The organism is Pseudomonas sp. FW507-12TSA (assembly GCF_058781435.1).
The window spans coordinates 219533-239624 of record NZ_JBYSWT010000006.1 but is presented as its reverse complement, the minus strand read 5'-3'; the positions used below and the strand labels follow the sequence as shown (position 1 = coordinate 239624).

The 20092-nt window shown below is 64.3% G+C and carries 17 protein-coding genes; 10 read left to right on the top strand and 7 right to left on the bottom strand.

All coding sequences use genetic code 11. The annotated features are described in order from the left end of the window. Window positions 1-52: 52 nt before the first annotated feature. Complete coding sequence (locus tag AC3WK8_RS08635; RefSeq protein WP_103323823.1) at window positions 53-823, bottom strand: ABC transporter substrate-binding protein; 771 nt, start codon at window positions 821-823, stop codon at window positions 53-55. Window positions 824-990: 167 nt separating this feature from the next. Here AC3WK8_RS08635 and AC3WK8_RS08630 point away from each other — a divergent pair, with 167 nt between their 5' ends. Together AC3WK8_RS08630 and AC3WK8_RS08625 are read left to right on the top strand one after the other, a co-directional pair. After that, complete coding sequence (locus AC3WK8_RS08630) at window positions 991-1767, top strand: IclR family transcriptional regulator (protein WP_085596480.1); 777 nt, start codon at window positions 991-993, stop codon at window positions 1765-1767. A gap of 108 nt (window positions 1768-1875) precedes the next feature. Further along, window positions 1876-2931 (top strand): permease, encoded by a 1056-nt coding sequence (locus AC3WK8_RS08625; RefSeq protein ID WP_103323824.1) that lies wholly within the window; start codon window positions 1876-1878, stop codon window positions 2929-2931. A 155-nt stretch (window positions 2932-3086) separates the two neighbouring features. On the opposite strand, the gene AC3WK8_RS08620 is transcribed toward AC3WK8_RS08625, so the two are convergent. Next, window positions 3087-4217 (bottom strand): HlyD family secretion protein, encoded by a 1131-nt coding sequence (locus AC3WK8_RS08620; RefSeq protein ID WP_103323825.1) that lies wholly within the window; start codon window positions 4215-4217, stop codon window positions 3087-3089. Beyond that, window positions 4214-5869, bottom strand: coding sequence for an MFS transporter (locus AC3WK8_RS08615; protein ID WP_103323826.1), 1656 nt, complete (start codon window positions 5867-5869; stop codon window positions 4214-4216). Before AC3WK8_RS08615 ends, AC3WK8_RS08620 begins: the two co-directional genes overlap by 4 nt. Window positions 5870-6106: 237 nt before the next feature. On the opposite strand from AC3WK8_RS08615, the gene dapF reads away from it, so the two are divergent. Beyond that, window positions 6107-6901, top strand: a complete 795-nt coding sequence (gene dapF, locus AC3WK8_RS08610; protein ID WP_085596483.1) for a diaminopimelate epimerase — start codon at window positions 6107-6109, stop codon at window positions 6899-6901. Between the two features lie 24 nt (window positions 6902-6925). Here the strand turns inward: dapF and AC3WK8_RS08605 are convergent, their stop codons facing one another. Further along, on the bottom strand, window positions 6926-8410 hold the full coding sequence (locus AC3WK8_RS08605) for a DASS family sodium-coupled anion symporter (protein ID WP_085596484.1): 1485 nt from the start codon (window positions 8408-8410) through the stop codon (window positions 6926-6928). A gap of 346 nt (window positions 8411-8756) precedes the next feature. Here AC3WK8_RS08605 and AC3WK8_RS08600 point away from each other — a divergent pair, with 346 nt between their 5' ends. Beyond that, a complete protein-coding gene (locus AC3WK8_RS08600) occupies window positions 8757-10379 on the top strand; it encodes a methyl-accepting chemotaxis protein (protein WP_103323827.1) in 1623 nt (540 codons plus the stop codon). Between the two features lie 111 nt (window positions 10380-10490). Beyond that, window positions 10491-11699: a cyclic di-GMP phosphodiesterase gene (locus AC3WK8_RS08595; RefSeq protein WP_085596486.1), complete on the top strand. Its 1209-nt coding sequence runs from the start codon at window positions 10491-10493 to the stop codon at window positions 11697-11699. Between the two features lie 71 nt (window positions 11700-11770). Here the strand turns inward: AC3WK8_RS08595 and AC3WK8_RS08590 are convergent, their stop codons facing one another. Next, a complete protein-coding gene (locus AC3WK8_RS08590; protein WP_103323828.1) occupies window positions 11771-12862 on the bottom strand; it encodes a zinc-binding dehydrogenase in 1092 nt (363 codons plus the stop codon). 164 nt (window positions 12863-13026) lie between these two features. Further along, a complete protein-coding gene (locus tag AC3WK8_RS08585) occupies window positions 13027-14436 on the bottom strand; it encodes an aldehyde dehydrogenase family protein (protein WP_207245010.1) in 1410 nt (469 codons plus the stop codon). Window positions 14437-14693: 257 nt separating this feature from the next. Here AC3WK8_RS08585 and AC3WK8_RS08580 point away from each other — a divergent pair, with 257 nt between their 5' ends. Both AC3WK8_RS08580 and AC3WK8_RS08575 read left to right on the top strand, forming a co-directional pair. Then, the gene (locus AC3WK8_RS08580; RefSeq protein ID WP_158250046.1) at window positions 14694-15602 is read left to right on the top strand and encodes an AraC family transcriptional regulator; all 909 of its coding nucleotides are present in this window, start codon (window positions 14694-14696) and stop codon (window positions 15600-15602) included. Between the two features lie 70 nt (window positions 15603-15672). After that, the gene (locus AC3WK8_RS08575) at window positions 15673-15807 is read left to right on the top strand and encodes a hypothetical protein (protein ID WP_256578564.1); all 135 of its coding nucleotides are present in this window, start codon (window positions 15673-15675) and stop codon (window positions 15805-15807) included. A gap of 3 nt (window positions 15808-15810) precedes the next feature. Here AC3WK8_RS08575 and bkdR read toward each other — a convergent pair whose 3' ends face one another. Beyond that, entirely contained in the window at window positions 15811-16299 is a 489-nt protein-coding gene (gene bkdR, locus AC3WK8_RS08570; protein WP_022643885.1) for a Bkd operon transcriptional regulator BkdR, read from the bottom strand. Window positions 16300-16495: 196 nt separating this feature from the next. Between bkdR and AC3WK8_RS08565 the strand changes: the two genes are divergently transcribed. From AC3WK8_RS08565 to AC3WK8_RS08555, 3 genes are read left to right on the top strand one after another with little or no spacing between them, the layout of a single operon-like run. Beyond that, window positions 16496-17731: a 3-methyl-2-oxobutanoate dehydrogenase (2-methylpropanoyl-transferring) subunit alpha gene (locus AC3WK8_RS08565; protein ID WP_207245008.1), complete on the top strand. Its 1236-nt coding sequence runs from the start codon at window positions 16496-16498 to the stop codon at window positions 17729-17731. Window position 17732: 1 nt separating this feature from the next. Continuing rightward, on the top strand, window positions 17733-18791 hold the full coding sequence (locus tag AC3WK8_RS08560; RefSeq protein WP_022643883.1) for an alpha-ketoacid dehydrogenase subunit beta: 1059 nt from the start codon (window positions 17733-17735) through the stop codon (window positions 18789-18791). Continuing rightward, the gene (locus AC3WK8_RS08555; RefSeq protein WP_103323832.1) at window positions 18792-20090 is read left to right on the top strand and encodes a dihydrolipoamide acetyltransferase family protein; all 1299 of its coding nucleotides are present in this window, start codon (window positions 18792-18794) and stop codon (window positions 20088-20090) included. Window positions 20091-20092 lie beyond the last annotated feature (2 nt).

Below are 20092 nucleotides of genomic sequence, written 5' to 3'. Positions count from 1 at the left end.
CTGTTTAATCAGCGAGGAAGGAACCCGGACCAGACGCCGGGCCGCGACTGGATCAGTTGAGCTTCCAGTGCTCGATGATGCGGTCCAGGGTGCCGTCGGCCTTGATTGCCGCGATCCCGCGGTTGACCTCGGCCAGGGTTTGCGCATCGCCCTTGCGCACGATCAGGCAGACATCGCCCATGACCACCGGCTGGTAGCCCTTGACCAGCCGCACCTTGGCCTGGCTGTCCTGGGCCAGCTGGTAGGCGAGGATCGGTCGGTCGGCGAAGCCGGCCTTGATTCGTCCCAGGGCCAGGTCACGCATCAAGTCGGGAATCGAGTCATAGCCACGCACTTCCTTGAAGATCCCGCGCTTGTTCAACTCGTCGATGAATACCGTGCCGACCTGGGCCCCGACGGTCGCTCCGGCCAGGTCCTCCATGCGGGTGTAGTCGGTCGCATCGTCAGCCTTGACGATCAGGCCTTCGCCATAGCTGAACACGGGGTCGGAGTACTGCACCACTTTCTCGCGCACCGGGGTACGCAGCATGGCGGCGGAGATGATGTCGATCTTGTGGGTGGTCAGGGAGGGAATCAGCGCGGCGAAGGGGGTCTGCTGGATCTCCACGGCGAAACCGCCGGCCTTGCCCACGGCCCGGGCGGCATCGATCATCATGCCCTCGATGCTCTGGCTCTTGACGTCGAGGAAGGTGAAGGGAATCCCGGTGGCGGTGGCGCCGACCTTGTATTGCGGTTCGGCCTTGAGTGGCCCGCACTGGAGTGCACCGAAAGCGCAAGCCAGGGCGAAAAGCGAGGGCGCGAGAGTACGAAGACGGATCTGCATGGCGAATCTCCCATTGGACGATTTTATTGTTGGAAGTCCGTGATGGATGGTCTCGATGCGAGAGCGGAGACCTGGGAGCGACTATAAACAATTTACAAAAATCGTAAAGAGATTTATAAATATCGAATATCGATAATCATAAACCATAATTACCAAAAGATCCTGCCATGAACGATAACAACAATTCCCTGTTCAACCAGTCACTGGAAAAGGGCCTGGCGGTGCTGCGAGCCTTCAACGCCACGCAACGGACCATGAACCTGGCGGAAATCGCCGCTGCCGCCGATATCAACAAGAGTTCGGCCCAGCGCATGGTGCATACCCTGGAACAGCTGGGCTATGTGCGTAAGCATCCGCAGACCAAACGCTTCCAACTGACTCCCCGGGTGATGGAGATCGGCTACAACTACCTGGCCGCCGACACGCTGGTGGACGTGGCCAACCCCTTTCTCGCCGAGCTGGCCCAGGTCACCGGTGAAACCACCAACCTGACCGAGCCCGATGGCCTGGACATGGTCTACGTAGCGCGCTTTGTGGCACCCAAGTTCATTCCGATCCATATGCCCATTGGCAGCCGTATTCCGATGTACTGCACCGGCTCCGGGCGCGCCTACCTCAGCGCCCTGCCGACAGTCGACGCCCGCCAGATCCTGGAGGCCAGCGACCGCCAGGCCCATACCCGGCATACCCGCACCGAGCTCACGGACATCCTGGGCGAAATCGATGCCAGCCAGCAGCGCGGCTATGCGTTGAATGCGGAGGAGTTGTTTCTGGGCGACATGAGCATCGCCGCGCCGATCCTCGGTAGCCAGGGCCTACCGGTGGCCGCCGTGCATGTGGTGGTGCCCAGCAGCCGCTGGACCCTGGAAGAAGCCGAACGCAAGCTCGCGCCTTCAGTGATCGAATGCGCCCGGGCGATCCGCGCCTCGATCCGAACGCTCTAAGCTGCAAGCAACAAGCACGCGGTGATGCTTGCAGCTTGAGACTTGCAGCTTAGGGAAGCCCCAGCAGCTACAATCCGCGCTTATTGTCTTCGTGTGGAAATCCCCTTCATGTCCAACCTCGCCTCCACCCAGCCTGTCCGTGGCTGGTCGTTCTGGTGCAAACCCCTGCTGTTCCTGCTGGTCGCCGCTATCGGCCTGTACTACGTGAAGTGGTCGCCCTACTACTTCAAGGCCTTCGTCGCCGCCGACAGCCACAGCATCGGCGCCTCGATCCTCAACGATCAGCAAAGCTCGCCCTGGAGCGCTGCCCTGGCCTATGCCCAGGTGTACTTCCTGGCGATCTGGAAGGCCGCCGTTCTGGCAGTGATCCTCGGCTCCCTGCTGCAGGTGTTGATCCCCCGGGACTGGCTGCTGCGGTTGTTCGGCCGCGCCGGCTTCGGCTCGACCCTGCGCGGCGGCCTGTTCGCCCTGCCCGGCATGATGTGCTCTTGCTGCGCCGCCCCGGTGGCCGCCGGCCTGCGCCGGCAGAACGTATCGGTGGGTGCGGCCCTGGCGTTCTGGATCGCCAACCCGGTGCTCAACCCCGCGACCCTGGTGTTCATGGGTTTCGTCCTCGGCTGGGGTTTCACGGCCCTGCGCCTGGTGGCTGGCATTGTCCTGGTGCTGGGGGTATCGCTGGTCGCCCAGCGCGTGGCGCGCCCCGAGCAACTGCCCGAAGCGGCGGTGGAAGCCGTGGTGCAAGCCGGTACGCCGAACTCTCAGCCCTTCCTGGCACGCTGGGGCAAGACCCTGTGGCAACTGTTCTGGAGCACCATCCCGATCTACATCGCCGCGGTCCTGCTGCTGGGCGCGGCACGGGTCTGGCTGTTCCCGCATATCGACGGGGCCATGGGCGATAGCCTGTGGTGGCTGGTGCCCCTGGCGATTGCCGGCACCCTGTTCGTGATCCCTACCGCCGCGGAAATCCCCATCGTCCAGACCATGATGACCCTGGGCCTGGGTACCGGCCCCGCCGTGGCCCTGCTGATGACCCTGCCGAGCATCAGCCTGCCGTCGCTGCTGATGCTGCGCAAGGATTTCGACGCCCGGGTGCTGGTCACCGTCGCCGTGTTGACCATGCTGGTGGGCATCGTCTGCGGCCTGGTCGGCGCCGCCCTGCTGTAGCCCCAGCCGCTGCCCAGCGCCGGCGGCGACCGGAACGCAGCGCCCGCAAGAGCAAGCACCGCGCTCATCCAGAAAATACTCATTGGCCGGTTTGGCGAGGGCTGCGTCCTTGTGCGCAGCCTCGCGGGCTCGACAGCGGCTACAGGGCGGTAGCGCTAGGGGGTGACGGAGGTGTCGATGCTGACCACCACCGACAGGCCCGGGCGCAGGCGATCCAGTTCCTGCTGGTCGGGGTCGACGGTGATCCGCACTGGCACCCGCTGGGCGATCTTGACGAAGTTGCCGGTGGCGTTGTCCGCCTGCAGCAAGGCGAATTCCGAGCCGGTGGCCGGCGAGATCAGCTGCACCTTGCCGGTGAACTTGCGGTGGTTCAGCGCATCCACGGTGAAGCTCACCGGCTGCCCCAGCCGGACGTTGTCCATCTGGGTTTCCTTCATGTTGGCGATCACCCACAGCTGGTCCGGCACCAGGGCCATCAACTGCGCCCCTGAGTTGACGAAGGCCCCCAGGCGCACGCCGATCTGCCCCAGTTGGCCATCGCGCGGGGCGAGGATCCGGGTGTTGGATAGGTCGATCCGCGCCAGTTGCACCGCCGCTTCGGCATTGGCCACCGCCGCCTCCAGGGAACCGCGATTGACGATCACGGTCTGCAGGTCCTGGCGGGCGATTTCCAGCTGGGCCTGGGCCTGGGCCACCGCCGCCACGGTCTGGGCATTGGCGGCGCGGGTCACGTCCAGCTCACGCCGGGACACCGAACCATCGGCGATCAGCGCCTCGTTGCGCGACAGGTCCGCGGCGCTCTTGCGCGCCTGGGCCTGGCTGTCGGCCAGGGCCGCCTGGCGCAGCTTGATGGTGGCTTCGGCGCTGTTGCGTTGTTGCAGGTTATTGGCCAGGGAGGCCTTCTGCACCGCCAGCTGGGCCAGGGACTGGTCCAGGCGCTGCTGGTAGATGCGGTCGTCCAGGCGCACCAGCAGGTCGCCGGTCTTGACGTGCTGGAAGTCCTGCACCGGCACTTCGAACACATAACCGCTGAGCTGCGGCCCGATGATCGTCACCTGGCCACGCACCAGGGCGTTCTCGGTGCTTTCGATGGCGCTGGAAAAAGGCGGCAGCTGCCAGGCATAGAGCACGATCAGCACGCCGACGATGGCGATCGCGGCAAACCCCAGGGACGAGATGATCCGCACCGCCAACGGCCGTGGCTCGGTGGCGGGAATGGTCGGCGGGCCATTGGGCTCGGGGCTCGAGGCGATGGCATTGGTGGTGGGATTGACGGTTTCGCTCATGAAGAAGGGGCACCACTGGGTTGGACGGGGGTCTGGGGCGCGACGGGCTTGGTGGTGCTCATCAGCCACAGGCTGCGGATGAAGATCCAGATCATGGTCAGCACGGCGATCACCGCGATCAGCATGAATACATCGTTGTAGGCCATCACGTTGGCTTCGCGGGTGGCCGCCGAAGCCAGGCTGCGCATACCTTGCAGGGTGCGCAGGTCAGGGTCGGCGATGACCTTGCCATAGGCCGCCGCGCCGCTCTGCACCCGGGCCAGGACCTGGGGATCGAGCAAGGTCAGCTGCTCGACGATATGACTGGAATGGTACTTCTCGCGCACGATCTGGAAGGTCCCCAGCAAGGCCGAGCCGATCAGCCCGCCGAGGTTCTGGCAGATGCCGAACAGCACCGAGAAGCTCACCAGGTTGCGTGGGTTGGTCAGCACGTTACGGGTGCCCAGGACCATGGTCGGGCCGAGGAAGAAGGTGCCGCCGAAAGCCAGCAGGAACTGGCTGATGTACATGTTGGCCGGCCGCGTGAGATTGCTGGAGAAACTGTCCATCACCGAACCGACGGCCATCAGCGCCAGGGAAATGACCAGGGGCATGAACAGGTGCGCCGGGTTGATGGTCAAGGCACTGGTGGCCAGCCCCGCGATGCTGCCCAGCAGCATCACCCCGTAAAGCAGGCGCATCTGCTCGCTGCTCATGTTCAGCGCCTGGAGGAAACCCACCGCGCCAGTGGACTGCTCCGACAGCACCATGCGGATCAGGATCACCGCCAGGGCCAGGCGGATCATCGCCCCGCTGCCCAGCCAGCGGGTCATCAGCATCGGGTTGCGACGGTTATGTTCGATGCACAGGCCAGCGAAGATCAGCAGGATCGAGGCGGCGCTGGCGTAGCCGATCCACGGTGCCTCCAGCCACCAGTCGATGCGCCCCAGGGACAGCACTGCGCATAGCAGCGCCACGCCGGTGGCGAGCACGGCAAAGGTCAGGAAGTCGAGTTTCTCGAAGGTGCGAAAGCGATCGCCGGGCGGCAGCTTGAGCATGAACACGCAGCCCAGGGAGGTCAGCGCCAGGCCCAGTTCGAACAGGTACAGGCCACGCCACTCGGCGATCTGCAGCAAGTCTTCGGAGAACAGCCGCGCCAGGGGCAAGGCCAGCTGCGAGGTGCCCAGCCCCAGCACCAGGGCCTTGAGCCGCCACTTGGCCGGAAAGGCCTGGACCATGTAGTACAGGCCCAGGGAGCTCAAGGCCGCGCCCACCATGCCGTGGGCCGCGCGCACGGCGATGGCCGAACTCAGGTCGTTGACGAACAGGTGGCCGAAGGTCACCAGCGCATAGAGCACCAGGAACACTTCGGTGAAGGCCCGCAGGCCGAACTGCTGGCGGAACTTCACCAGCAGCAGGTTCATCGACACGTTGGTCATGACATAGGCGGCCGGCAACCAGGCCATTTCCGCGCTGGTGGCACCCAGGGCGCCCTGCAGGTAAGGCAGGTTGGCGATCACCAGGGAGTTGCCCAAGCCGCCGGTGATGGCCACCAGAAGGCCCACCAGCGCATAGGCCAGGCGCTTGTGGGTGGGGTGCAGCGGTGTCGAGGGCGAGCCGGGCAAGCTGGGCTTTTCATGGGGCTGCCAGTTGCGCGGGGCGTAGTGATCCATGCAGTGACCTTAGTGTTGTTCTAGTCCGTACCGGGAAGGTCGACGCGGGTCGTGTGACCGCCAGCCTGCCATAAACCCCCGGACCCAGGCACACCTGGAGTACGTTGGGTGAATTTTATTGCAAGACGCTGGCGTCGCCGGAGTTTTTTCGAAATCCTGCAACAGGTGGCGGCGCGTGCCTCTACCCGGTCGATCCTGGCCTGGTGGCATATCTTGTCCTGTCCCTGTGGAGCATGAATGGCGCTTAATTTCGTGAAGATGCATGCCAATGGCGACGATTTCGTGGTGATCGACGCCCGCGGTCGCGGCCAGCCGATCACCGCCGAACGCGCCAGGGCCTTGGGCGACCGGCAACGTGGCATAGGTTTCAATCAACTGGTGGTGCTGGGCGATTGTCGCGAGAGCGCGGCGCAACTGACCTTCTTCAATGCCGATGGTTCCAGCCTCGATGCCTGCGGCAGTGCCACCCGGGGTGCCGCCGAGCTGTTGCTGCGCGAAAGCGGCGCCAGCTCGCTGCGCCTGAAGACCGCCCGCGGCATTCAAGAGTGCCAGCGCCTGGCCGACCACAGCGTGTCGGTGGAGATGGGTATTCCCGGGCTCGCCTGGCAGGACATTCCCCTGGCCCGGGAGCTGGACAGCCTGCGCCTGCCGCTGCCGGGGGAACCGGCGGCGTGCAGCATGGGCAATCCGCATTGCAGTTTTTTCGTCGACGACCTGCAGCAGCTGGACATCGCCAGCCTTGGACCTTCGATCGAGACCCATCCGCTGTTCGTGCACCAGACCAACGTGCATTTCATCCAGGTCATCGACCGCCAGACCATTCGCCTACGGATCTGGGAACGCCACGGCGGCATTCCCCTGGGGTCCGGTTCCTGCTCCTGCGGTGCTGTGGTCAACGGCATCCGCCGGGGCCTGCTGGACAACCAGGTGACGGTGCTGTGCGACGGCGGACCGGTGAGCGTGAGCTGGGACGGCCAGGGCAAGGTGCGCCTGGCCGGTAGCGTGACCCGGGTGTTCAGCGGCTGGCTGTAGCGCCAGCCCTGCCCCGCTCCGGGCCTACAGCCAGCCCAGCCATTTCCACCAGGTCATGGCGAACACCAGCATCAGCAGGTAGCCGACCAGCGTCACCACCAGCCCGACCTTGGCGAACTGGCGCGCGGTGAAGGTCTCGGTGCCCAGGCACACCATGTTCTGCGGGGCGTTGATCGGCAGGATGAAGCCGTAGCTGACCACGAACCCCAGGAGCATGGTCATGCCCAGCCGGCTGAACTCACCCGGCAGGGTCTGCAGCACCGCGATGAGGATCGGCAGCAAGGCCGAGGTCAGTGCCGTGGCGCTGGCGAACCCCAGGTGGATCAGGATCAGGAAGGCGCCGAGGATGGCGAAGACCGCCAGCGGGCCCACCTGGTCCAGCCCGGTGTGGGCCACCACCTGGGTGCCCAGCCATTGCCCGGCCTGGGTACTGAGCAGCGCCGAACCGAGGCTGATGCCGACCCCGAAGACGATCACCGTGCCCCAGGGAATGCGCGACTGCACATCCTTCCAGGTCATGATGCCGATCCGTGGCAGCAGCAGGAACACCAGCCCGGCGTAGGTGGTGGTCGTGGTGTCGAACGGGTGCAGCTTGCCTTCGGTGGACCAGGCCAGCAGCAACAGCAGCGACACCGCCAGCAGGCGCTTCTGCGGTCCGGTCATGGGGCCGATATCCGCCAGGGACCTGGCCACCGCTTCCTTGCCGCCGGGAATGCTGTCGCTCTCCGGGGGCAGCATCTTGAGCACCAGATACAACAGCACCAGGGACATGATCAGCGCCCAGGGCGCGCCGGCGATCAACCAGTCGAGCCAGGCCACGCGCTGGCCGAGCATCTTGTCCATGAATCCTACGGTCAGAAGGTTCTGCGCGGCGGCGGTCTGGATCCCGACGTTCCAGATACTGGTGCCCTGGGCGACGACGATCATCAGCCCGGCGGCGATGTTCGAGCGCTTGTCGACGCCGAACGCGGCGATCACCCCCATCATGATCGGCACCACGCAGGCACTGCGGGCGGTGGCGCTGGGCACCAGCAGGCTGAGGAGGATGGTCACGGCGATGGCGCCCAGGAGGATGCGCCGGGTGCTGGTGCCGACCCGGGCCAGGGTCACCAGGGCGATGCGCCGGTCCAGGCCGGTGTGGGTCATGGCGGCAGCGATGAACAAGGCGCCGGCCACCAGGGCCAGGGCCGAGTTGGAAAACCCGGTCAGGGCCAGGCTGATGGCCGCCGAGCTGCCATACAGTTGGCCGGGGTCGTTCAAGGTTGGCGCGGTGCCGATGAGGATCGCCATCAGGGCGGTGATCATGATCGCGCTGGCCTCGTAGGACACCGCTTCGCTGATCCACACCACCACGGCGAATGCCAGGATCGCCAGCATGCGGTGCCCCGCCACGGGCAGGTCGGCGGGCAGCGGCAGGAACAACACGCCGATCATGGCCAGCACGGCGACCAGCAATCCAATCGGTAATGCGGCCTTGGCCGCGGGCGCCGTTGTCACAGGCGTAGTCATGGGCCTTTTCCTTCTCCATTGGACAGGCGCCCAGCATGGCGCAAAAGCGCAAAAGGCACGTTGATGGGAGTCAAACCAGGGGCCGTGTACCGCGCTTCGTACAGCCGCTGCCGCAAGCTGCGCATGGCTCGACACGAGCCGCAGAGCCGGCATTCGCGGTGTGCCTGGTTAAACGCATCGCTCGGTTTGCCGGGCATTGGCGCGCTGGGTGAAACGGAGAATCGTTTACAGAAATATTTTTTAACATCTCTACAGATTTTTCATCATTTAGGAGTCAGAGTGATATCAGGGCGACAAGGAGTCGACACAAACCTGGCTGTATCACTCCAACCTGCAAGGTGCCTCTATGGTGACAAGAAACTTGAAGCTGACTTCCCGGGCGCTGCTGAGCTTCGGCGCCATCTGCGTACTACTGATCGGCCTCGGGGGGCTGGCACTGTGGAAGATGGGACAGATTCACGACGCCGCGCTGGACTTGCAAACCAACTGGATGCCCAGCGTCCGCCAAGCCGCGAAAATCGAATCCGGCACCTTGCGCGTACGCCTGGAGGCCCTGCACTACGCCACTGAAGGAGACAGCCAGAAACCCGCTTCACTGAACAAGCTGGGCACCTTGAAGACCACCCTGGCCGAGGCCATCAAGGACTATGAGCCGCTGGTGTCCGGCCCCGAGGAAAAGGCCGCCTACGAGCAGGTCAAGCGTGGCGCCCGGGACTATCTCGACAAACTGGCGGTGATGATCGACTCCACCCAGGCCAATACCGCCCAGCAGACCGCCGACTACATCAACCAGATCACGGTGCCTCTGGCCAACACCCTGCAAGCGTCCATCGAGGAGCTGATTCGCATCAACGAGAGCGGGGCCGAGCAATCCGCGGTCGTCGCCGGCGAGCAATTCAGCGGCGGCCTGACCGTGACCTGGGTGATCATCATCCTGGCTATCGTCCTGACCATCCTGATCGCCACCCTGTTCACCCGCAGCATCACCCACCCGGTGCTGTCGCTGCTGGCCAGCACCCGCAAGATCGCCGAAGGCGACCTGCGTACTCAGGTGGAAGTCAGCGGGCGCGACGAGTTGACCGACCTGCAAGCGGCGACCCAGGCCATGCTCGACAGCCTCAAGTCGACCATCCGCCATATCAGCGATTCCTCGACCCAGCTGGCCTCGGCCGCCGAGGAAATGAGCGCCATCACCCGCGAATCCAACGCCGGCATCCAGCAACAGAGCATGGAGACCGACCAGGCCGCCACGGCGGTCAACCAGATGACCGCGGCGGTGGAGGAAGTGGCGCGCAACGCGGTATCCGCCTCGCAGTCCACCCAGGCCTCGGAGCATTCGGCGGGCCTGGGCAAGGAACGGGTCGAGCAGACCATCCATGCCATCGAGAAGCTCACCGGCACCGTGGAGAACACCCGGGTGGAAATGGCCGGCCTGGCCCAGCAGGCCCAGGACATCACCAAAGTCCTGGACGTGATCCGCGCCATCGCCGAGCAGACCAACCTGCTGGCCCTGAACGCCGCGATCGAGGCGGCGCGGGCCGGTGAGCAGGGCCGTGGGTTTGCCGTGGTGGCCGACGAGGTGCGGGCGCTGGCCCACCGGACCCAGCTGTCGACCCAGGAAATCGAGCAGATGATCCAGGGCATCCAGAACGGCTCGAGCAAGGCCATGCTGTCCATGCAGCAGAGCAGCGAGGACGCCAACCAGACCCTGGCCATCGCCCATGAGGCCGGCAGCGCCATCGGCCATATCACCGAAGCCATCAGCGACATCAACGAACGCAACCTGATGATCGCAACCGCCTCGGAACAACAGGCCCAGGTGGCCCGCTCGGTGGACCAGAACCTGATGAGCATCCGCGACCTGGCGTTGCAGAGCTCGTCCGCCGCCAGCCAGACCTCCCTGGCCAGCAGCGAACTGTCGTCCCTGGCGGTGGGTCTGAACAAGCTGGTGGCCCGCTTCGCCCTGTAGATGCGCAACGAGGTGGGACAAGGCTTGTGTGGTTCGTGGTTCATCGCTCCGGCCGTTGCCGGACAAGCGCCGGAGCGATGAGAGTCAAGCGCCCTCGGGGGAGTACTGGTCATGCTGAAACTGATCTCGGTGCAACAACTGCGCTTGGGCATGTACATCCAGCGTTTCTCGGGTTCCTGGCTGGACCATTCGTTCTGGAAGGCCGGCTTTCTCCTGGACAACCACGAAGACCTGCGGCGCTTGCAGCGCTCGAACCTGAACGGCCTGTGGATCGACCCCAGCAAAGGCCGCGACCTGCCCGAGCCCCCTGCTCCGCCGGTAGCCAGCGCCGATGCGACGACCGCCACCCCGGCCCCCGCAGTCGCGGCGCCACGGGCCAGCATGGACGAGGAAATGCAGCGGGCGCTGAAGGTCTGCGCCCACTCGCGCCAGGCGGTGATGGACATGTTCCAGGAAGTGCGGCTGGGCCAGGTGGTGGCGATACAACAAGCCAGCGACCTGGTGGGCCAGATCACCGAGTCGCTGCTGCGCCATCCCCATGCGCTGATCAGCCTGGCGCGCTTGAAAAGCGCCGACGACTACACCTACATGCATTCGGTGGCGGTCTGCGCATTGATGCTGGCCACCGCGCGCCAGCTGGGCCTGCCGGCGCCCCTCGTACAACTTGCCGGGGTCGCCGGGTTGCTGCACGACGTGGGCAAGCTGACCATCCCCGATGCCATCCTCAACAAACCGCAGAAACTCTCGGACAACGAGTTCGAACAGGTCAAGCTGCACCCCGAGGCCGGCGGCGCAATCCTGCGCCAGAGTCCCGACGTGGATGCCCTGGTGCTGGATGTGTGCCTGCACCACCATGAAAAGGCCGACGGCTCGGGTTACCCGCACCGCCTCAAGGGCGAGCAGATCAGCCTATTCGCACAGATGGGCGCGGTGTGCGATGTGTACGACGCGGTGACCTCCAACCGTCCCTACAACCGTGGCTGGGACCCGGCCGAGGCGATCCAGCGCATGTCCACCTGGACCGGCCACTTCGACCAGCGAGTGTTCCAGGCCTTCGTCAAGAGTGTCGGGATCTACCCGGTGGGCTCCCTGGTGCGCCTGGAGAGCGGGCGCCTGGCGGTGGTGCTGGAGCAGCACCCCGAGACCTTGCTGCTGCCCAAGGTCAAGGTGTTCTTCTCCACCCGCTCCAACCTGCCGCTGGAACAGAGCGTGGTGGACCTGGCCCGGGTCCAGGGCCAGGAGCGCATCGTCGGCCGCGAAGCCCCGGGCAACTGGGACTTCAAGGAGCTCGACAGGTTGTGGCGGCAAGCGCCGGCCTGAGCCTCAGGTGCCCAGGGCCAGGCCATTGGCCGGATGTCCGGCTCTGGCGTCGCATCCCGGCTTCTGCGTGGTCACCACTGGGTGACAACAGCTCGCAGCGTCTCGCCCCGCTTCAATCGCTGGTAGGCACTGGGGATCTGCTCGAGGGAAATTTCCTCGCTTACCAGTTCCCCAACCAGAAGACGTCCATCCACACAGAAATCGGCATAGAGCGGAATGTCCCGCTTCAGGTTCGTAGAGCCCATTGCGACCCCCCGAATCGTCTTGTGCTCGGCTAGCAGCGAGAGCGACGTATCCAGCGTGATGCATGCGCCAGGCTTGCCCAGGCCGATCAGCAGTGCCGTTCCTCCATCTCGGGCCGCGCGGATCGCCTGCGCCTGCGTAGCGGGCAAGCCAATGGCTTCGAAAGCGAAGTCCACGCCACCACCGGTGATATCCCGAACCGCCTCGACAGGGTCCGATGCCAGGGAGTTGACGACATGGGTTGCACCAAAATCGACGGCACGCTTGAGCTTGGCGTCGATGATGTCGATCGCGATGATCTTCAAGGCGCCGCTGAGCCGGGCGGCATTGATCGCGTTCAGCCCGACGCCGCCAGTTCCGAACACCGCGACGGTATCTCCGGGACGAACCCGGGCAGTGTTGATGACCGCCCCTGCGCCCGTTACCGTCGCACAGCCCAGGATCGCAGCATGGGAGAAAGGGATTTCCCGATTGATCACCGCCAACTGGTTTTCATGGATCAATGCCTGTTCTGCGAATCCGCCAAGGCCGTATCCTTGGGTGATAGCGGTACCGGCGAGCGACAGGCGTGGGTCTTGCTCGGCCGCCCGCAGGGTCGCGCCTGGCTCGCTGCATTCATGCGTCCGGCCACTGAGGCAGGCGACGCACCGCCCGCAGAAGGCGATCAGGCAGCCAACGACATGGTCACCGACGCTAACCTGCGTTACCAAGGGTCCGGTTTCCCTCACCACGCCAGACACCTCATGGCCGAAGACCGCAGGAAAGGTGAAGCCGTAGTCCGCCTCTGAAAGAGTCAGGTCCGTATGGCAAAGGCCGCAAGCGCGGACGTCGATCAGCACCTCTCGCCCAATGGGCCGGTCGATGTCGACATCCACGACCTCAAACCCTGATCCTATTCCTCGACATACCGATGCTTTCATGAGAATGCTCCCGAGCAAGTCAAAAACTGGAATGCCATTACCAGCAAACCCGCAGCGCTTCCTTGAGTGACTCGGGAAGCACAACGCGATGCCTTCGTGCGAAACATGGGAACCGTCGGATCGTTAACGATGCCCCCACGCAGACAGGCCGATCTGGCCTGCCATCAGGCCAACGCGTAAGTCTTGATGTTGGCGAATGCATCCATACCGGTGCTGCCCAATTCACGGCCAATGCCAGACGCTTTCGTGCCGCCGAACGGAATCTCGATCGGGCCACCCAGGTACTGGTTGATACCGACCATGCCGATGTCCAGGGCCTGCGCCACCCGGTTCGCCTCTCTAAGATCCTTCCCATAAACCGTTCCGCCGAGGCCGTACGGACTGTCATTGGCCAGCACCACTGCTGCATCGGCATCGGCGACCCGATAAATGATGCCGATGGGACCGAAGGCCTCCTCATAATAGAGGCGCATGTCGGCTGTGATCCCGCCCAGGACCGCTGGTTTGAAATAAGCGCCAGGCCCGGGCATGCGTCCGCCCTCGACCAGGACCTGGGCGCCCTTGGCAATGGCATCGTCGTATTGCGCCTGCAAGGTATCGACAGCGCCGGGACTAGAAAGCGGCCCTAACGTGGTTTGCGGATCCAGGGGGTCGCCGATTTTCTGGTTCATGAAGATTTCGCCATAGGCTTCGATAAATGCATCGGCCACTTTCTCGGTGACGATCACGCGCTTGGGCGAGATGCAGATTTGCCCTCCCAGGGCGAGACGGGATATGGCCGCCGAACTTGCCGCCTTGGGGATATCGGCAGAATCAAGGACGATGAATGGATCCGAGCCTCCCAGTTCGAGGATCAGCGGTTTGATGTGCCGCCCGGCTTGTGCGCCGATTTGCGCCCCGGCACGGTCCGAACCGGTCAACGTCACTCCTCGCACTCGCGGATCGGCGATGTAAGTCGAGATCTGCTCCCGGGAAACCAGGGCCACCTGGAACACCGCTTCGGGAAATCCTGCCGCGACCAAGAGTTCCTCGAGGATAAGCGTCGATCCTGCGGTGATCTCGGCGGGCTTGAGCACCACGCTGTTGCCGAGCATCAGATTGGGAACGGCCGCGCGCATGGCCTGGTACAACGGCCCGTTCCAAGGCTCGATGCCCACGACAACCCCTACGGGCTCACGTCGCGTGTAGACCCGGGAGAACCCCGAGACCGCCACCGCCGAGTCAGCCAGGAATTGCGCGGCATGATCCGCGTAGTAGCGGAGCATGCTCGACACAACGCCGACCTCGAATCTCGCCTGCTCCAGGGGCTTGCCCATTTCGACGGTAATCTGCCTGGCCAGACGCTCGACGTTCGCATCGATGCGATCGGCCAGTTTGCGGAACAGTTCGATGCGCCGCACCAGCGGTTCGCTGCGCCAGGCAAGGAACGCTTCGTGCGCTCTTTCGACCAGGGCGTGGGCTTGTCCATCGCTCAGGGTGGGATATTCCCGAAGAAGCTCGCCGGTCGCCGGATTGAACGTGCGATAGCCCTCCATGGCCAGGCGCGAAGACATGTCGGATTCGATTGTTGCCATGAGGATGATCCTTGAATACGAGAGAGAAACAGCCACGTGGGCCCCAGCGGCGTTCTTCGAAAACTCGATCCTGCATTTGGTACCGACCCGCTAGAGCACCGGTAGGGCGTTCCCTGGACTCTAGGGTCGCCAACTCGCATTGGGAACGAACAAACCTCCAAATTTTTCACCTGATCCTGCAACCTTGTTTTGGGCCCTGGGTGCTCCCATCGGCTGCGGATATGCTGAAAATAGTCGTTTCATGCAGGAGCTTGTCCATGGCATACGCCCTCAAGCAGATGGTCGAACACTATGTCAGTCCGATATCCGGCACTGGGTTCTTGCGCACAGCCATCGATGGCCTGTACCTGGTGGTGGCGACCGAGCCCATTGCGCTCTATCACCAGCTCTACAGGCCGGCGATCTGCGTAACCCTGCAGGGGCTCAAGCAGGCACGAGTCGCCGACAGGGTCCTGGCCTACGGACCCGGACAAGCCCTCGCCGCCAGGATCGATTCACCCGCCATAGGCAGCGTGGTCCAAGCCAGTTCCGACAAGCCCTATCTAGGCTTGATGCTGGCATTGGACCTGGAGGTGCTGCGGGAGATAGCGGCAAGCACCCAAGGCCCTTGCGCTGATGCGAGCCTGGAACCAGGGCTGTTCGTCATCGATGTGGGAGGCGATCTGGAACACGCGCTGCAACGCTTGCTGCGCTTGCTGGCCGTTCCCGACGCGATCCCCCTGCTGACCCGGGGCATCATTCGCGAAATAGCCTATTGGCTGCTGGCTGGCCCCAAGGGCGAAAGCTTCGCGGAGCTGGCCCTGGCGGGAACCCGTTCGCGAGGGGTCATGGACGCTATATCGCTATTGCGAGGCAGGTTCACTGAGCCCCTGTGCATCGCCGAATTGGCGGAAACGAGCGGCATGAGCCTTTCCTCGTTCCATAGCCACTTCAAGTCACTGACCGGAGCAACGCCCCTGCAGTATCAGAAGCAATTGCGCCTGTTCGAAGCCCGGCGCCTGATGCTGGATGAAGCCATGAACGTCAGCGCCTCTGCATACAAGGTCGGCTACGAGAGCGTTTCGCAATTCATCCGCGAATACGCGCGCTTGTTCCGTGCCACGCCCAAGCAGGACATCCTGGTATTGCAGCAGCAAGGGCACCATCGTGCCCTGGCCAAGCAATAGACCTGATATGCCCAGCGATGCCCGGCCGAGACGATCCAGTGCATATCCACCTGGTTTTTTGGCGGCAGCTGTGGCGGTTGCGCTCGGACAGGGCGTGGTGGACCTGGCCCGGGTCCAGGGCCAGGAGCGCATCGTCGACCGCGAAGCCCCGGACGACCGGGACTTCAAGGAGCTCGACAGGTTGTGGCGGGAAGTGCCGGCCTGAGCCTCAGGTACCCAGGGTCAGGCCATTGGCCGGCAGCGGCAGCGCGGTCTTGTAGCGCACCTGCTTGAGGGCGAAGCTGGAGCGGATGTTGGCCACCCCCGGCACCTTGGTCAAGAAGTCCATCATGAAGCGCTCCAGGGCCTGGATGCTGGGCACCAGCACGCGGATCAGGTAGTCCGGGTCGCCGGCCATCAGGTAGCACTCCATCACTTCCGGACGATCGGAAATGGCCTCTTCGAAGTGCTGCAGCGCTTCTTCGACCTGCTTCTCCAGGCTGACGTGGATGAATACGTTGACATGCAGGCCCAGGAGATCGGCGTCCAGCAGGGTCACCTGCTCGCGGATCAGCCCCAGGTCCTCCATGGCCCGGACCCGATTGAAGCAGGGGGTTGGAGAAAGATTCACCGAGCGGGCCAGGTCGGCGTTGGTGATGCGAGCGTTCTCTTGCAGGCTGTTGAGAATGCCGATATCGGTACGGTCCAGTTTACGCATGAGATAAAACAACCTTGTTTTTATGTTTATAGAGATTTTTTATCTGCAAATGACTTTCTGTGCAACGAAACAGAGATAAATATTCTCCTTCTCCCGGCCTATGATGTTTGTAGGACAAGATTTCCCTTACCCAGGGAAGGACTGTCAGCTAGCGCGCCCAAATACAAGAAATCCACAAGATCGAGCGTAGAAAGCCATGACCCCAGCGTATGCACCGCTACGCCTGCACGTTCCCGAACCATCGGGCCGTCCCGGCTGCAAGACCGACTTCACCTACCTGCGCCTGAACGACGCCGGCCTGGTGCGCAAACCCCCGATCGATGTAGAACCCGCCGATACCGCCGACCTCTCCCGTGGCCTGATCTGTGTACTCGATGACCAGGGCAACGCCCTGGGCGAATGGGCCGAAGACGTGCCTGTGGAGATCCTTCGCCAGGGCATGCGGGCCATGCTCAAGACCCGCATCTTCGACAACCGCATGGTGGTCGCCCAGCGCCAGAAGAAGATGTCGTTCTACATGCAGAGCCTCGGCGAGGAAGCCATCGGCAGCGCCCAGGCGCTGGCCCTGAATGTCGACGACATGTGCTTCCCCACCTATCGCCAGCAAAGCATCCTGATGGCCCGCGACGTGCCGCTGGTGGACATGATCTGCCAGCTGCTGTCCAACGAGCGCGACCCGCTCAAGGGGCGCCAGCTGCCGATCATGTACTCGGTGAAAGAATCCGGGTTCTTCACCATCTCCGGCAACCTGGCGACCCAGTTCGTGCAGGGTGTGGGCTGGGGCATGGCCTCGGCGATCAAGGGCGATACCAAGATCGCCTCGGCCTGGATCGGCGACGGTGCCACCGCCGAGTCGGACTTCCACACCGCCCTGACCTTCGCCCACGTCTACCGGGCGCCGGTGATCCTCAACGTGGTCAACAACCAATGGGCGATCTCCACCTTCCAGGCCATCGCCGGTGGTGAAGCCACCACCTTCGCCGGACGCGGCGTGGGTTGCGGCATCGCCTCGCTGCGGGTCGACGGCAACGACTTCATCGCCGTGTACGCCGCCTCGCGCTGGGCCGCCGAACGCGCCCGCCGCAACCTCGGCCCGACCCTGATCGAGTGGGTCACCTACCGTGCCGGCCCGCACTCCACCTCCGACGATCCGTCCAAGTACCGGCCGGCCGACGACTGGAGCCACTTCCCGCTCGGCGATCCGATCGCTCGCCTCAAGCAGCACCTGATCAAGCTCGGCCACTGGTCCGAAGAGGAACACGCCGCGCTCAGCGCCGAACTCGAAGCCCAGGTCATCGCCGCGCAGAAGGAAGCCGAGCAGTTCGGCACCCTCGCCGGCGGCCAGATCCCCAGCGCCGCGACCATGTTCGAGGATGTCTACAAGGACATGCCCGAGCACCTGAAACGCCAACGCCAGCAACTGGGGGTCTGAGATGAACGATCACAACAACAATATCCAGCTGGACACCGCCATGACCACCACCACCATGACCATGATCCAGGCCCTGCGCTCGGCCATGGATGTGATGCTCGAGCGTGACGACAACGTCGTGGTGTTCGGCCAGGACGTGGGCTACTTCGGCGGCGTGTTCCGCTGCACCGAGGGCCTGCAGGCCAAGTACGGCACCTCGCGGGTGTTCGACGCACCGATCTCGGAAAGCGGCATCATCGGCACCGCCGTCGGCATGGGCGCCTATGGCCTGCGGCCGGTGGCGGAAATCCAGTTCGCCGACTATGTCTACCCGGCCACCGACCAGATCATCTCCGAAGCCGCGCGCCTGCGTTATCGCTCCGCCGGCCAGTTCACCGCGCCACTGACCATGCGCATGCCGTGTGGCGGCGGCATCTATGGCGGCCAGACCCACAGCCAGAGCATCGAGGCGGTGTTCACCCAGGTCTGTGGCCTGCGTACCGTGATGCCGTCCAACCCCTACGACGCCAAGGGCCTGCTGATCGCCTCCATCGAGAACGATGACCCGGTGATCTTCCTGGAGCCCAAGCGCCTGTACAACGGCCCGTTCGACGGCCACCACGACCGCCCTGTGACCCCTTGGTCCAAGCACCCTTCGGCCCAGGTTCCGGACGGCTACTACAAGGTCCCGCTGGACGTGGCGGCCATCGCCCGCCCGGGCAAGGACGTCACCGTGCTGACCTACGGCACCACGGTCTATGTCTCGCAAGTGGCGGCCGAGGAAACCGGCATCGACGCCGAGGTCATCGACCTGCGCAGCCTGTGGCCGCTGGACCTGGACACCATCGTCAAGTCGGTGCAGAAGACCGGCCGTTGCGTGGTGGTGCACGAGGCCACCCGGACCTGCGGTTTCGGCGCCGAGCTGGTGTCGCTGGTGCAAGAGCATTGCTTCCATCACCTGGAGGCCCCGATCGAGCGCGTCACAGGTTGGGATACGCCGTATCCCCACGCGCAGGAGTGGGCATATTTCCCAGGGCCGTCCCGAGTGGGCGCGGCGCTGCAACGGGTCATGGAGGTCTGAATGGGCACGCACGTTATCAAGATGCCGGACATCGGCGAAGGCATCGCAGAAGTAGAACTGTCGCAGTGGCACGTGAAGGTCGGCGACCTGGTGGTCGAAGACCAGGTGCTGGCAGACGTGATGACCGACAAGGCCATGGTCGACATCCCCTCCCCGGTCCACGGCAAAGTGCTGGCCCTGGGCGGCGAGCCGGGTGAAGTGATGGCGGTAGGCAGCATCCTGATCAGCATCGAGGTCGAGGGTGCAGGCAACCTCAAGGACTCCGACCAGTTGCCGACGCCGAGCAAGGCGCCAGCCGCCCCGGAAAAACCCGCCGCCGCGCCGGTGGCCGCCGCACCTCAAGTGGAAAAACCGGCTCCCGCCTGCCAGGCCGCCGCCAGCCGTCCGGCCCAGGCTCCGGTCGCCCGCGACGCCAACGAGCGCCCACTGGCCTCGCCGGCGGTGCGCAAGCATGCCCTGGACCTGGGCATCCAGCTGCGCCTGGTACAAGGCAGCGGCCCTGCCGGGCGCGTGCTACATGAGGACCTGGACGCCTACCTGGCCCAGGGCACCCAGGCGGCGCACGGACATTCGGCGCCATCTGCCGGTTATGCCGAGCGCCACGACGAAGAGCAGATCCAGGTGATCGGCATGCGTCGCAAGATCGCCCAGCGCATGCAGGAATCCAAGCATCGCGCCGCGCACTTCAGCTATGTCGAGGAAGTGGACGTCACCGCCCTGGAAGAACTGCGCATCCACCTCAACGAGAAGCATGGCGCCACCCGCGGCAAGCTGACCCTGCTGCCGTTCCTGGTACGGGCGATGGTCGTGGCCCTGCGCGACTTCCCGCAGATCAACGCCCGCTACGACGATGAAGCCCAGGTCGTCACCCGCCACGGCGCGGTGCACGTCGGGGTCGCCACCCAGAGCGACGTTGGCCTGATGGTGCCGGTGGTGCGCCATGCCGAGGCCCGCAGCCTGTGGGGCAACGCCGAGGAGATCGTGCGCCTGGCCAAGGCCGCCCGCGCCGGCAAGGCCGCGCGTGAAGAGCTGTCCGGCTCGACCATCACCCTCACCAGCCTCGGCGCCCTGGGCGGGATCGTCAGCACGCCGGTGCTGAACCTGCCGGAAGTGGCCATTGTCGGGGTCAACAAGATCGTCGAGCGGCCCATGGTGATCAAGGGCCAGATCGTGATCCGCAAGATGATGAACCTCTCCAGCTCCTTCGATCACCGGGTGGTCGACGGCATGGACGCCGCGCAATTCATCCAGGCCATCCGCGGCCTGCTCGAACAACCCGCCACGCTGTTTGTGGAGTAAGA

Coding starts and splice junctions, on each gene's coding strand:
- AC3WK8_RS08625 (WP_103323824.1), top strand. CDS start 1,876: ATGTCCAACCTCGCCTCCACCCAGCCTGTCCGTGGCTGGTCGTTCTGG.
- AC3WK8_RS08615 (WP_103323826.1), bottom strand. CDS start 5,869: ATGGATCACTACGCCCCGCGCAACTGGCAGCCCCATGAAAAGCCCAGC.
- AC3WK8_RS08595 (WP_085596486.1), top strand. CDS start 10,491: ATGCTGAAACTGATCTCGGTGCAACAACTGCGCTTGGGCATGTACATC.
- AC3WK8_RS08600 (WP_103323827.1), top strand. CDS start 8,757: ATGGTGACAAGAAACTTGAAGCTGACTTCCCGGGCGCTGCTGAGCTTC.
- AC3WK8_RS08605 (WP_085596484.1), bottom strand. CDS start 8,410: ATGACTACGCCTGTGACAACGGCGCCCGCGGCCAAGGCCGCATTACCG.
- AC3WK8_RS08580 (WP_158250046.1), top strand. CDS start 14,694: ATGGCATACGCCCTCAAGCAGATGGTCGAACACTATGTCAGTCCGATA.
- AC3WK8_RS08585 (WP_207245010.1), bottom strand. CDS start 14,436: ATGGCAACAATCGAATCCGACATGTCTTCGCGCCTGGCCATGGAGGGC.
- dapF (WP_085596483.1), top strand. CDS start 6,107: ATGGCGCTTAATTTCGTGAAGATGCATGCCAATGGCGACGATTTCGTG.
- AC3WK8_RS08630 (WP_085596480.1), top strand. CDS start 991: ATGAACGATAACAACAATTCCCTGTTCAACCAGTCACTGGAAAAGGGC.
- AC3WK8_RS08620 (WP_103323825.1), bottom strand. CDS start 4,217: ATGAGCGAAACCGTCAATCCCACCACCAATGCCATCGCCTCGAGCCCC.
- AC3WK8_RS08560 (WP_022643883.1), top strand. CDS start 17,733: ATGAACGATCACAACAACAATATCCAGCTGGACACCGCCATGACCACC.
- AC3WK8_RS08590 (WP_103323828.1), bottom strand. CDS start 12,862: ATGAAAGCATCGGTATGTCGAGGAATAGGATCAGGGTTTGAGGTCGTG.
- AC3WK8_RS08635 (WP_103323823.1), bottom strand. CDS start 823: ATGCAGATCCGTCTTCGTACTCTCGCGCCCTCGCTTTTCGCCCTGGCT.
- bkdR (WP_022643885.1), bottom strand. CDS start 16,299: ATGCGTAAACTGGACCGTACCGATATCGGCATTCTCAACAGCCTGCAA.
- AC3WK8_RS08565 (WP_207245008.1), top strand. CDS start 16,496: ATGACCCCAGCGTATGCACCGCTACGCCTGCACGTTCCCGAACCATCG.
- AC3WK8_RS08555 (WP_103323832.1), top strand. CDS start 18,792: ATGGGCACGCACGTTATCAAGATGCCGGACATCGGCGAAGGCATCGCA.